Annotated in this window: 11 protein-coding genes and 1 riboswitch; of the genes, 5 read left to right on the plus strand and 6 right to left on the minus strand. The window is 67.8% G+C overall.

Annotated features, from left to right (window positions below; translation table 11 throughout):
• Positions 1-145: 145 nt before the first annotated feature.
• The gene (locus D3654_RS10980; RefSeq protein WP_162943711.1) at positions 146-2116 is read left to right on the plus strand and encodes an APC family permease; all 1971 of its coding nucleotides are present in this window, start codon (positions 146-148) and stop codon (positions 2114-2116) included.
• 24 nt (positions 2117-2140) lie between these two features.
• Here D3654_RS10980 and D3654_RS10985 read toward each other — a convergent pair whose 3' ends face one another.
• Positions 2141-2716 carry a helix-turn-helix domain-containing protein gene (locus tag D3654_RS10985; protein WP_120521524.1) on the minus strand — a complete coding sequence of 192 codons (576 nt, stop codon included), beginning with the start codon at positions 2714-2716 and terminating at the stop codon, positions 2141-2143.
• 260 nt (positions 2717-2976) lie between these two features.
• On the opposite strand from D3654_RS10985, the gene D3654_RS10990 reads away from it, so the two are divergent.
• On the plus strand, positions 2977-4518 hold the full coding sequence (locus D3654_RS10990; RefSeq protein ID WP_120521555.1) for a sodium:solute symporter family protein: 1542 nt from the start codon (positions 2977-2979) through the stop codon (positions 4516-4518).
• 92 nt (positions 4519-4610) lie between these two features.
• Positions 4611-4730, plus strand: a riboswitch (SAM riboswitch).
• A 16-nt stretch (positions 4731-4746) separates the two neighbouring features.
• Entirely contained in the window at positions 4747-4998 is a 252-nt protein-coding gene (locus D3654_RS10995; protein WP_120521525.1) for a hypothetical protein, read from the plus strand.
• A 28-nt stretch (positions 4999-5026) separates the two neighbouring features.
• On the opposite strand, the gene D3654_RS11000 is transcribed toward D3654_RS10995, so the two are convergent.
• Positions 5027-5170, minus strand: coding sequence for a hypothetical protein (locus tag D3654_RS11000; protein ID WP_342635091.1), 144 nt, complete (start codon positions 5168-5170; stop codon positions 5027-5029).
• 301 nt (positions 5171-5471) lie between these two features.
• Here D3654_RS11000 and D3654_RS11005 point away from each other — a divergent pair, with 301 nt between their 5' ends.
• On the plus strand, positions 5472-6569 hold the full coding sequence (locus D3654_RS11005) for a VIT1/CCC1 transporter family protein (protein WP_245413182.1): 1098 nt from the start codon (positions 5472-5474) through the stop codon (positions 6567-6569).
• Between the two features lie 40 nt (positions 6570-6609).
• Complete coding sequence (locus tag D3654_RS11010; protein ID WP_425359408.1) at positions 6610-7533, plus strand: matrixin family metalloprotease; 924 nt, start codon at positions 6610-6612, stop codon at positions 7531-7533.
• Between the two features lie 95 nt (positions 7534-7628).
• Here the strand turns inward: D3654_RS11010 and purU are convergent, their stop codons facing one another.
• From purU to D3654_RS11030, 4 genes are read right to left on the minus strand one after another with little or no spacing between them, the layout of a single operon-like run.
• Positions 7629-8528 carry a formyltetrahydrofolate deformylase gene (gene purU / locus D3654_RS11015; protein ID WP_120521527.1) on the minus strand — a complete coding sequence of 300 codons (900 nt, stop codon included), beginning with the start codon at positions 8526-8528 and terminating at the stop codon, positions 7629-7631.
• The gene (locus D3654_RS11020) at positions 8528-9175 is read right to left on the minus strand and encodes a sarcosine oxidase subunit gamma (protein WP_120521528.1); all 648 of its coding nucleotides are present in this window, start codon (positions 9173-9175) and stop codon (positions 8528-8530) included. The genes purU and D3654_RS11020 overlap by 1 nt, the downstream gene beginning before the upstream one ends.
• Positions 9168-12113, minus strand: a complete 2946-nt coding sequence (locus D3654_RS11025; protein ID WP_120521529.1) for a 2Fe-2S iron-sulfur cluster-binding protein — start codon at positions 12111-12113, stop codon at positions 9168-9170. Before D3654_RS11025 ends, D3654_RS11020 begins: the two co-directional genes overlap by 8 nt.
• Entirely contained in the window at positions 12110-12415 is a 306-nt protein-coding gene (locus D3654_RS11030; RefSeq protein WP_120521530.1) for a sarcosine oxidase subunit delta, read from the minus strand. The genes D3654_RS11025 and D3654_RS11030 overlap by 4 nt, the downstream gene beginning before the upstream one ends.
• Between the last annotated feature and the right edge of the window lie 27 nt (positions 12416-12442).

Raw genomic sequence — 12442 nt, forward strand, 5'->3', positions numbered from 1 at the left:
ACATCGATTGGAAAAAATCTTGGAGGAAACCCAAAGAGACGCCGCTCACACAGGGCGTAAGGATTCCGTTAAGACCGGGTTTCCGGGCCGGGGTGCCGCCGTACGCTCCTTCTGGAGCAGCTTCCAGGCTGCGCGAAAGGACATCGTGACCACCCTGACGAGGCCGCCGGCCGACCCTTCCAACCGGCGCAAATCCAGCAGAAGCTTCAAGCACTGGCTGCTCGAAGGCATGCCCGAGGGCGGGGGCCGCCCCCGGCAGCACGGCAGGCCGGAGCGCGGGCACACCCCGCAGTCCTGGTGGAAGGTCATGTGCCTCACTGGCGTCGACTACTTTTCGACCCTCGGTTACCAGCCGGCCATCGCGGCACTCGCCGCCGGCATCGTGTCCCCGCTGGCCACGATCGTGCTGGTCGCCGTCACGCTGCTCGGCGCTCTGCCCGTCTACCGCCGCGTCGCTTCCGAAAGCCCGCGCGGCGAAGGGTCCATCGCCATGCTGGAGAAGCTCCTCCCCCGCTGGGGCGGCAAGCTGTTCGTCCTGGCGCTGCTCGGCTTCGCCGCAACCGATTTCATGATCACCATGACCCTGTCCGCCGCAGACGCGAGCGCCCACGCCGTCGAGAATCCCTTCGCACCCGAGTGGATGCACGGCCAGGAAGTCGCCATCACGCTCGCCCTGATTGCCGGCCTCGGGATCGTCTTCCTGCGCGGCTTCAAGGAAGCCATCAACGTGGCGGTGCTGCTGGTGGGCGTCTACCTGCTGCTCAACGCCGTGGTGGTGCTGGTGGGACTGTTCCACGTGGCCGCCGAAGCCCACGTCGTCACCGACTGGTGGGCCGCGCTCAACCAGCAGCACGGCAACCCGCTGGTGATGATCGGCATCGCACTGCTCGTGTTCCCGAAGCTCGCCCTCGGCCTCTCCGGCTTCGAGACCGGCGTCGCCGTCATGCCCCAGATCAAGGGGGAACCGGACGACACCGACCAGCGGCCCGCCGGCCGCATCCGCGGCGCCCACAAGCTGCTCACGACGGCGGCCCTCATCATGAGTGCCTTCCTGGTGGCTTCCAGCTTCATCACCACGTTCCTGATCCCGGCGGCCGAATTCGAGGCAGGCGGCAAGGCCAACGGCCGCGCCCTGGCCTTCCTGGCGCACCAGTACCTGGGCGACGCGTTCGGCACCGTCTACGACATCAGCACCATCGCGATCCTTTGGTTCGCCGGCGCATCCGCCATGGCCGGCCTGCTGAACCTCGTGCCGCGCTACCTCCCCCGCTTCGGCATGGCCCCCTCATGGACCAAGGCCGTCCGCCCGCTGGTCCTGGTGTTCACCGCCATCGCCTTCCTGATCACCGTGATCTTCGAGGCGAGCGTGGAGGCACAGGGCGGAGCCTACGCCACCGGCGTGCTGGTGCTGATGACCTCCGCGTCCATCGCCGTGACCCTCTCGGCCAAGCGGCGGAAGCAGCGGGTAAAGACCCTGGCCTTCGGCGCCGTGGCGGTGGTGTTTACCTACACCACGGTGGCCAACGTGGTGGAACGCCCGGACGGCATCAGGATCGCCGCCATGTTCATCCTGGGCATTGTGCTGGTGAGCTTTGCCTCCCGGGTCCGGCGCTCCTTCGAACTGCGCGCCACCCACATCAAGATGGACGAACGGGCCCTGGAGTTCACCGCAGCCAACGACGAGGGACCCATCCGGCTCATCGCCCACGAACCGAAGCGTGCCGGCGCCGACCGTTACCGGGAGAAGCTGGAGCACGCGCAGCAGGCCATCCACCTGCCCGAGGACAGCGATGCCCTGTTCATCGAGGTCATCGTGGACGACAGCTCCGACTTCGAACAGGAACTGCTCGTGGAGGGCAAGCACCGCCACGGCTTCAAGGTCCTGGAAGTCCACAGCAACAACGTGCCCAACACCCTGGCCGCCGTACTGTTGCACATCCGCGACGTCACGGGGCTGATGCCGCACATCTACTTCCGGTGGACCGAAGGCAACCCGATTGCCAACCTCAGCAAGTTCCTGTTCTTCGGCGAAGGCGAAATCGCCCCGGTAACCCGCGAAGTGCTGCGCGAGGCCGAGGCCGACGTGACGCGCCGGCCCTGGGTACACGTGGGCTGATCCGGGCTCCCGGCTGCCGCCCCTTCAGCGGCTCGCGGCCGGGACCAGGATCCAGAGCACCTCGACGGTCTCGTCCGTGGGGTTGACCCAGGTGTGCGGTTCGCGGCCGGGGAAGGACAGGGTGTCGCCTTCCCCGAGGTCGTACTTTTCATTGCTCAGGATCAGCTGGATGCGTCCCTTGGTGACATGCAGGACGTCCACGTCGCAGTCCACCGCGTAAAGCTCGGATTCGCCGCGGCCATGGGGCTCGATCACGGCCCGGATGATCTGCAGGCGGCGCTCCGACCGGGCCGTGAGAAGGCGTTCCACGATTCCTTCGCCGCCGAGGGAGATCTTCGGCCCGTCGTCGCGGCGCGTCAGGTGCGTCTCCGGTGCGGCGAAAAGATCCCCAATGGACACCGACAGCACCTGGCACAGCGTCACCAGGGACGCCACGGACGGCGACGTCAGGTCCCGCTCCACCCGGCTGAGGAATCCCTTGGTCAACCCCGTCGCTTCGGCCACCTGCTCGATGGTGAGCCGCTGGGACTGGCGGGCAGCACGGATTCTGGAACCGATCGCAAGCGGAACGTTGCTGGGTTCAACGGGGAGAGCCTTCATTCACGAACCTTTCAGGCCGAAGAGTGCGGCCCAGTCATTTGGCCAATAGTATCCGGCGGGATCCCGGAGCTGGCCTGCCCCGCGCACCCGTCCTTGACTGTTACGCCGATCACTACATATCCTTTCATGCAACAAGTGTTGCCTTCTAGGCAAAATGGCAAACTTTCTCCCCAACACACCGCACCGCGGATTGTCCGCATGGCACCGGCGCTGTCATGGACACGGAAACCGGCCGGTGCGAATATCCCCAGGAGCCGACAATGGACTCATCGTTCCTCAACATCGCCATTGTGGTGGTGTATCTGCTGGCCATGCTGGCCTTTGGCTGGTGGGGCAAGTCCCGCACCAAGAACAACAGTGACTTCCTGGTGGCCGGCCGCCGCCTGGGCCCGTTCCTCTACACGGGCACCATGGCCGCGGTGGTCCTCGGCGGCGCCTCAACGGTGGGCGGCGTTGGCCTTGGCTACAGGTTCGGCATCTCCGGCATGTGGCTCGTGGTGGCCATCGGCTCCGGCGTGCTCCTGCTCAGCCTGCTCTTCGCCGGCACCATCCAGCGGCTGAAGATCTACACCGTCTCCCAGATGCTCAGCCTGCGTTACGGCCAGCAGGCCACCCAGACCTCCGGCATCGTCATGCTCGCCTACACCCTGATGCTCTGCGCCACCTCCACCGGCGCGTACGCCACCATCTTCGTGGTCCTCTTCGACTGGGAGCGCTGGCTCGCCATCGCCGTCGGCGGCGCAATCGTCCTGGTCTACTCCACCATCGGCGGCATGTGGTCCATCACCCTCGCCGACCAGGTCCAGTTCATCATCAAGACCGTGGGCATCTTCTTCCTTATGCTGCCCTTCGCACTGAACGCCGCCGGCGGCTTCGACGGCATCCGCGCACGCGTCGACGCCAGCTTCTTCCAGATCGACGGCATCGGCCTGCAGACGATCATCACCTACTTCGTCGTCTACACCCTCGGCCTGCTGATCGGCCAGGACATCTGGCAGCGCGTCTTCACCGCCAAGACCCCCAAGGTGGCCCGCTGGGGCGGCGCGACTGCCGGCGTCTACTGCGTCCTCTACGGCCTGGCCGGCGCCGTCATCGGCCTGGCCGCCCGCGTGGCCCTGCCGGACATCGACGTCGCCAACCTGGGCAAGGACGTTGTCTACGCCGAGGTCGCCACGCACCTGCTCCCCATCGGCATCGGCGGCCTGGTCATGGCCGCGGCCGTCGCAGCCATGATGTCCACCGCTTCCGGCGCACTGATCGCCGCCGCGACCGTAGCCCGCGCCGACGTTGTACCGTTCGTGGCCAGCTGGTTCGGCAAGACCGTCCACACCGACGACACCGAAAACCCCGAGCACGACGTCAAGGCCAACCGTTACTGGGTCCTTGGCCTGGGCATCCTGGCCGTGCTGATCTCCATGGCAGCCCAGGACGTGGTGGTCGCCCTGACCATTGCCTACGACATCCTGGTGGGTGGCCTCCTCGTCGCAATCCTCGGCGGCCTCGTCTGGAAGCGCGGCACCGGCGTCGCCGCTGCCTGGTCCATGGCGGTCGGCTCGGTCCTGACCCTCGGCCTGCTGATCATGTACGCGCTCGGTGCCATCCCCAGCGCGGACGGCGTCTACGCCAACGAGCCCATCTACTGGGGCCTGGGCGCATCGCTCGTCTGCTACGTGGTGGTGTCCCTGCTGACGCCGCCCACGGATCCGGAAGTCCGGGAAGCCTGGGAGCGGCGGGTTGCCGGGGCCGTCTCCGAGGAACTGCCTCTGGACGCCCACCCCGTGGCCAGCCACACCGGCCACTAGCAACAGAACGCCCGACGGCGGTGCCACCTTTCGCAGGTGGCGCCGCCGTCGTCGTGTTCCCTGTTTGCGGGACGCTGCTACAGTATTTCCAGCTTCAAGAGATGTGGCGCCAAGCTCCGACTTGCCACGCACCAACCCCATGTTCACGGGTGGTTCGGATGAGGAAGCGGCCTGTACCGGACCAGAGACAACCGGCCAGGCAAGAGCAACTCCCCCAGGAGAAGGCCAATGCCTTTCGATGCCGCCCCCGCAACTGCGCTGCGGGTGATTCCCTGCATCGATGCCGCGAACGGATCGGTCCTGCTGTTCGCGGCCGGCAGCCAGGAACTCCGGCAGTGCGCGGAACCGGCGCTGCTCGCCCGGGCGCTGTCCCGCTCGGTGCGTCCCGTGCTCTGGTTCCCGGCCGAGCGGAAGCTGCTCCTCGCCGTCGCCGCGCGGGGTTACCGCGCAGGCAAGGAACTGTCATTCATCCTGGATTGACGGAAATTACGGAACGCCGGGAACCGGCCTATTCTTCCGGCTCCTCCTCGCGATGATCGTCGACGTCGAGCGGAACCACTCGTTCCTCTTCGTCAATGGCGTCGTCTTCTTCGTCCCATTCCTCATCCACCGCGATGTCCTCGCTGTAGTCATAGGCGGGATCCGACTCCACGGTGGGACGATCTGGATGCCTGGGGTGCGTTTCGGTGCTGTCCACGGTGCAACCTCCGCTCACATGCCGCGGGCTGCGGGTCGGTCCGGCCATTCACGGCCGCGCCCCAACCCGTGGCCCCTTGTCCTTCCATCTGAGCACTGCCCCTGCCGGGGGTCAAGGTGCCGCGGAAGGGGCACATTCTTTAAGGCACACCGAAACCCCGCGGTGAGGATTACCGGCCAAAAAACCGCGGAAATCCGGGCTAATGTGGAGCTGCAATGGGGCGACGAAAACCCGCCCCAACAACACAGGAGCCACAGTGCAAACGCACCGGGAAACCCCCTCCCCCGCAGACATCAAGCGTTGGCGGCAGTATCTTGCCGACGAACGTGCCGAAGCCGCCGTGTACCGAGAGCTGGCCCAGCGCCGCGACGGCGAAGAGCGCGAAATCCTCCTTGCCCTCGCCGACGCCGAGGGCCGCCACGAAGCCCACTGGCTCCGGCTGCTGGGCGAACACTCGGGCATGCCCAAGGCGGCCTCGACCCGCAGCCAGCTGCTCGGTTTCCTGGCCCGGCACTTCGGCTCGGTGTTCGTCCTGGCCCTCGCCCAGCGCGCCGAGAGCCGCTCCCCCTACGCCACCGATCTAGCGGCGACCCGTGCGATGGCCGCCGACGAGCAGATCCACGAGGAAGTCGTCCGGGGCCTGGCCACCCGGGGCCGCAACCGGCTCTCCGGTTCCTTCCGCGCCGCGGTCTTCGGCGCCAACGACGGCCTGGTCAGCAACCTGTCCCTCGTGATGGGCATGGCGGCCACGGGCGTGCCCACCACCGTGGTGCTCTTCAGCGGCATCGCAGGCCTGCTGGCCGGTGCGTTGTCCATGGGCGCCGGCGAGTACGTCTCGGTGCGTTCCCAGCTGGAGCTGCTCAAGGCCACCCGGCCCACCCAGGTCACGCTGTCCGCGGCGCCGTCCCTTGACATCGAGCACAACGAGCTGGTGCTGGTCTACCTGGCCCGCGGCATGAGCCACGAAGCGGCCGAGCACCGCGCCGCCGAACGCATGGGCGTCTACTCCTGCGACTGCGATCCGTCCCTGTCGCTGCACCCCGAGGAAGAGGAGGCACCGGACGAACACGAGGCCGTCGGTTCCGCCTGGGGCGCGGCGCTGTCCAGCTTCTGCTTCTTCGCCTCGGGCGCCATCGTGCCGATCCTGCCGTTCATCTTCGGCCTCGGCGGTTTCACTGCGCTCCTGGTGGCCGGTACTCTGGTGGGCGTCGCGCTCCTCGGAACGGGCGCCGTCGTCGGCCTGTTGTCGGGCACCTCGCCCCTCACGCGCGGACTCCGGCAGCTGGCGATCGGCCTTGGTGCCGCCGGCGCAACCTACGGACTCGGCCTGCTCTTCGGCGCCGTCGTAGGCTAGGCGGCATCGCGGCCGCTTAGTTCACAACGCAGGGAGCAGGATGTACCCGGATTTCGAGCCCGACGGCGGGCGGCCGCCGCGGCGGCGCAGTACCGGGATGTACCTGTTCCGCAACCTCCTCGTAGTGGCCGCTGCGACGGTCGTCGCGCTGCTGGTCAGCGGCTTCCTGCGGGGCGATCCGCGCATCACCTCGCTGTTCCCGGCGCTGCCGGGTGCCACCCGGGAAACCCCGGGGAACGCCCAGCCCGGCCCGGCGGGGACCGCCGCGGCGCCGGGCTCCACCAGGCAGCAGGATGACGCCCCTCCGCCCGGCCTCGAAGAGGCCGCAAACCCGCTGCTCACGCCCGTGAAACCGGCGGTCGAAAGCACGTCCTACAAATTCCTGGCCACCAACCCGGACGGCACCCCGGTGGGCTACTCCCCCTGCCGTCCGGTGCATTACGTGGTCAACGCGGACCTCGCCCCGGCCGGTTCCGAGGGCCTGCTGGAGGACGCCGTGGCCAGGGTTTCGGCCGCCACGGGCCTGAAGTTCATCAACGACGGAGCCACCAAGGAAAAGCCCACCGCCAAGCGCGAGGCCTATCAGCCGAAGCTCTACGGAGACCGCTGGGCGCCGCTGCTGTTTTCCTGGACCACGCCCGAGACGTCCCCCGCCCTGGCCGGGAAGGTGATCGGCACCGGCGGCAGCACGGCCTACAGTTTCGGCACCGGACCGCGCAGCTATGTGTCCGGCCGCCTGGACCTGGACACCGCGCAGATCACCGAACTTTTGGGCCTGCCCGGAGGAGCGGATTACGTCTCGGCGGTCATGCAGCACGAGCTGGCCCATGTGGTGGGCCTGGACCACGTGGACGATCCCATCCAGCTCATGTACCCGGAAATCGGCGCACCGGACGGCCTGGCGGCCGGAGACCTGACGGGCCTCTACAAACTGCACGCGGCACACTGCCGCGACGACCTCTAGCAGTCCCCTTAACGCAAGATGCCCGACGGCGGTGCGAACCGCCGTCGGGCATTTCCTGCTTCCCGTGAACAGGCTTTGTTGCGGGGATCCGGGTCCTACTTGAGGACTACGGTCCGGTTCCCCTGCAAGATCACGCGGCCCTCGCAGTGCCAGCGCACCGCGTTGCTGAGGGCCTTGCATTCAGAGTCACGGCCGACGGCGACGAGGTCTTCCGGGCCGTACGTGTGGTCCACGTCCAGGACCTGCTGGGCGATGATCGGACCCTCGTCCAGTTCCCCGTTGACGTAGTGCGCCGTGGCACCCACCGTCTTCACGCCGCGGGCGTACGCCTGGTGGTACGGCTTGGCACCCTTGAAGCTCGGCAGGAAGGAGTGGTGGATGTTGATCGCGCGTCCGTCCAGCTTGCGGGCCAGGTCGTCGCTGAGCACCTGCATGTAGCGGGCCAAGACCACCAGTTCCGCGTCCAGTTCGTCGATGATCTCCAGCAGCCGGGCCTCGGCCTGCGGCTTGATCTCCGCGGTGACCGGGACGTGGAAGAACGGGATGCCGTGCCATTCCACCAGGCCCTGGTGGTCCGTGTGGTTGGACACGACGCCCACGATCTCGATGGGCAGTTCGCCCACCCGGGCACGGAACAGCAGGTCGTTCAGGCAGTGCCCGAACTTGGAGACCATGATCAGCACCTTGCGCTTGGAGCCGTGGCGTTCCAGCTGCCAGCGCATGCCGAACTTCTCCGCGATCGGCCCGAAGGCCTCGCGCAGCGTCTCCAGCGTGGAGTCGTCACCCGTGGAGGAGAAGTGCACCCGCATGAAGAAGTGGTTGTCGTCGCGGGAGCCGAACTGCTTGTTGTCCACGATGTCGCATCCCTGCTCCAGCAGGAAGCCGGAGACCGCGTGGACGATGCCCGGAGTTTCCGCGCAGTCCAGGGTCAGGACGTGCTCAACCGTGGTTTCGGCGGTGCTGCCGGTGTCGCGCTCGGTGGCGGGGGCGGTCATCACGGCACCTCCGGCGATGCGAATTCACGCATGCCGTCCACCAGCCAGCGGCCCAGGAAATCGGCGAAGGACGCGCGGGGCAGCACCTGGAAGGTGTCCTCGCCGCTCTTCCAGAGGATCGCCGGGATATGGCCGATTTCGGTGGACACCGCGGTGCCGGCCTTGAAGGCGCGCGGGTGCAGGTCCAGGGAGCAGCCCTTTTCCAGGACCTCGCGGGCCTTGGTGCCGGAGAGCTCGAAGATGGTCCGGTTGGCTGAGAGGTCCACCACCTGGCCCTGGCCGTCGCCGAGGGCTTCGGTCAGTGCCTGGAGCAGGTCCCCGCCGAGGGACGCGTGGGCGTTTTCCGGAGCGATCACCAGGAACTCGGCCGGGCCGAGCCACAGGGTGGACAAGCCGCCGTTTTGGACCACCTCGCCGCAGGCGGCCGGCAGGCCGCCTGACACCGCGGCGACGCGCGCACCGGCGTCGCCGTCCCGCTGGACACGGATGCCGGCCATGGTCTGGAACGGGATTTCCTTGATCTCGGCGACGCCGGCAAGCGACGCGGCCTCAAAGGTTCCGGCGAGGTGGGCCGCCGGGCTGCGGCGGGCTGCCCGGACTACACTGCCGTTCTGGTTGCTGGGAGTTGCTGCTGCTGTCTCAACCATCTTTGCGCTTCCCTTCAGGGTCGAAAAGTACTGTTTCGCCGACCGTCACGTCCACGAGTTGATCGCCGACGGCGGCCACGAGGGTCTCGCCGATGCGGTTGCGGCCGTTGCGGATCAGGGCCAGGCCGAAGGAGCGCCCGAGCGCGGCGCTGTGGTAGCTCGAGGTCACGAAGCCTTCCATCGGGACCGGGCCGTAGGCGGGGTTGACCGCGATGCCCTTCTCCACGAGCTGGGTGCCTTCGGGGAGCCTGAGCGAGCCGTCCACCGGGAGCACGCTGACCAGGTGCTTGCGGTCCTCGCGCTGGGCGTCCACCCGGCTGTAGGAGCGCTTGCCGATGAAGTCCTTGGCCTTGGAAACGATCCACTCCATGCCGGCGTCCTGCGGGGTGACCGTGCCGTCGGTGTCCTGGCCGACGATCGGGTAGCCCTTTTCGGCGCGCAGCACGTGCATGGTTTCGGTGCCGTACGGGGTGATGTTGAACTCGGCACCGGCCGCGGCCACGGCTTCCCAGGTGTTCAGCCCGTACCAGGTCGGCACGTTGATTTCGTAGGCCAGTTCACCGGAGAAGGAGATGCGGCAGACGCGGGCGCGGACACCGGAGGCCAGGGTGGTTTCGCGGAAGGTCATGAACGGGAAGTTCTCCGCGTCCAGACCGCCGTCCACTGCCAGTTCCGGGGCCACCTTCGCGATTACCGCACGGGACTTCGGACCGACGACGGCGATCGTGCTCCACTGCTCGGTGACCGAGGTGCTCGCGACGTCCAGTTCCGGCCATTCGGTCTGGTGCCATTCCTCCAGCCAGTCCAGCACCTTGGCGGCGCCGCCGGTGGTGGTGGTCATGAAGAAACGGTCCTCGTCCAGGCGCAGGGTCACGCCGTCGTCGAAGATCATGCCGTCCGGGCCGCACATGACGCCGTAGCGGGCGGAGCCCGGGGCGAGCTTCTTGAAGGCGTTGGTGTAGACGCGGTTCAGGAACTCGCCGGCATCCTTGCCACGGATCTCGATCTTGCCGAGGGTGGTGGCGTCCATGAAGCCCACGGACTCACGCACGGCGGCGCATTCGCGCAGTACGGCTGCGTCCATGTCCTCGCCCGGCTGCGGGTAGTACCAGGGGCGCTTCCACTGTCCGACGTCCTCGAACAATGCGCCCTTCTCCACGTGCCACGGGTGGATGGACGTGACGCGGGCGGGGTCGAACAGCTCGCCGCGCTGGCGTCCGGCCAGGGCCGCGAAGGCCACCGGGGTGAACGGCGCACGGTAGGTGGTGGTGCCGATCTCGCCGATGCCCGCAGCGGCGGCGCCCTCGGACTTCAGCGCGGCGGCGATGACGCCGATCGCGTTGACGCCGGAGGTCTTGCCCTGGTCGTTGGCGGTGCTGATGGAGGTGTAGCGCTTGACGTGTTCCACCGAGCGCATGCCGGCACCGGTGGAGCGGAGGACATCGGCCACGGACTGGTCGCGCTGGAAGTCGACGAAGTGGTTGTGCCACTCCCCTGCTGTGCCTTCCTGGCCCGGGACCAGCCAGAGCTGGCGGGTGGGTGCGGAGGCGACCGGGGCCTTCACATCGGCGGGAACGGTGTCGCTGGCGAAGCCGGCTGCGATCGCGGCGGCCGCACCGGCGCTGATGCCTTCGGCCAGGCAGTCTGCCAGTTCGTAGCTGCCGCGGCCCGAGCCGACCACCTGCTGGTCCTTGACCACGGAGCTCGGCACGAAGCCGGCCAACTCCTCGTCCCAGCGCAGCTTGCCCTGGCGCTGGCTGTGCAGGTGCACCACGGGGCTCCAGCCGCCGGCGACGGCGAGCAGGTCGCAGTCGAACTGCTCGACGCCGGAGGTGAGTTCGCCGTCGTCGTTGATGCTGCGGACGGTGACGCCGTCCAGGCGGCCGCCTTCACCGTGACCGGTGGTGTCCGCGACGGCGCTGCCGATCAGCACCCGGGTGCCCTGGGCGAGCGTGGCAGCGGCGGTGGCGCTCAGCTGGCTGCGGGCGTCCACGACGGCGGCGACCTTGATGCCTGCTGCCAGCAGGTCCGCGGCGAGAGCGTAGGCGGAGTCGTTGGTGGTGCTGATGACCACGCGGGAACCCGCAGCAACCGCGTAGCGGTTGAGGTAGCTGCGCACGGCCGAGGCGAGCATGATGCCCGGGCGGTCGTTGTTCTCGAACACCAGGGGGCGCTCATGGGCGCCGGGGGCCAGGACCACCTGGGCGGCACGGATGTGCCAGATCCGCTGGCGGGAGACGCCGTCGGCCGCGGGGACGTTGAGGTGGTCCGTGCGGTTCTGGGCGGCGATCACGTAGTTGGAGTCGTAGGCGCCGAAGGCGGTGGTGCGGTTCAGCACGGTGCATTCGGCGGCGGAAACCAGTTCGGCTTCGACGTCGGCAACCCATTCCAGGGCCGGCTTGCCTTCGATCTCCTCGACCAGGCCGGGAGCGGTGGACCCGGAGAGCAGGGCGCCGCCGAGTTCGGGCTGGTCGTCGATGAGGATCACGCGGGCGCCGGTGCGGACGGCTTCGCGGGCGGCGGAAAGTCCGGCGACACCGCCACCGATCACCAGGACGTCCGTGTGGACGTACTTCTTGTCGTACTCGGCCTTGTCCTCGTTGGGGTCAAGCTTGCCCAGTCCGTTGAGCAGTTCGGCCTTCAGCCCGTCCACGAGGGACACTGTGGTTGCCGGGAGCATGGACTCAGCCACGTGGCCGGGGAAGCGCGGGGCGATCTTCACCAAGGCATTGGATTCCTCCACGCCAGCGGACATGATGCCGCGGGGGCGGTCCTCGTAGAGCGAGTTGCCCACGGTGACGCGGCCGTTGGCCAGGAGCGCGGAGGCGAGGGTGTCGCCCGGGTGGCCGGTGTATTCCTGGCCGTCCACGGTGAAGCGCCAGGAGATGCTGCGGTCGATGCGGCCGCCGTTGGCGAGGCGGGCGTTCTGGGACGTCACTTGCTTGCTCCTTCCGGGGCCTGTGCGGTGGTAGTGGGGGCTGCTGCGCCCATGGGGTAGACCGCCTGGATTTCGTAGCTCACGGTGTCACGGAGCATGTTGAACCACTGGCGGCATCCGGTGCTGTGGACCCAGCGCTCGGCGTAGGCGCCCTTGGTGTTGTCCCGGTAGAACAGGTACTCGGCCCATTCACGGTCGTTCAGTGCGTAGGGGTCTTCGGGGTAGGCAACGTGGGCCTGGCCGCCGTAGTGGAATTCGGTTTCGTCCCGTGGCCCGCAGTTGGGGCAGGAGATCAGGAGCATGTCCGGCTTCTTTCTGTATGTTCTGCG

Source organism: Arthrobacter celericrescens (assembly GCF_003614925.1).
Classification (GTDB): Bacteria; Actinomycetota; Actinomycetes; order Actinomycetales; family Micrococcaceae; genus Arthrobacter; species Arthrobacter celericrescens.

Excerpts from the sequence above, each read along its gene's own strand:
- D3654_RS11030 (WP_120521530.1), bottom strand. The coding sequence starts at position 12,415 with ATGCTCCTGATCTCCTGCCCCAACTGCGGGCCACGGGACGAAACCGAA.
- purU (WP_120521527.1), bottom strand. The coding sequence starts at position 8,528 with ATGACCGCCCCCGCCACCGAGCGCGACACCGGCAGCACCGCCGAAACC.
- D3654_RS10995 (WP_120521525.1), top strand. The coding sequence starts at position 4,747 with ATGCCTTTCGATGCCGCCCCCGCAACTGCGCTGCGGGTGATTCCCTGC.
- D3654_RS10985 (WP_120521524.1), bottom strand. The coding sequence starts at position 2,716 with ATGAAGGCTCTCCCCGTTGAACCCAGCAACGTTCCGCTTGCGATCGGT.
- D3654_RS11010 (WP_425359408.1), top strand. The coding sequence starts at position 6,610 with ATGTACCCGGATTTCGAGCCCGACGGCGGGCGGCCGCCGCGGCGGCGC.
- D3654_RS10990 (WP_120521555.1), top strand. The coding sequence starts at position 2,977 with ATGGACTCATCGTTCCTCAACATCGCCATTGTGGTGGTGTATCTGCTG.
- D3654_RS11020 (WP_120521528.1), bottom strand. The coding sequence starts at position 9,175 with ATGGTTGAGACAGCAGCAGCAACTCCCAGCAACCAGAACGGCAGTGTA.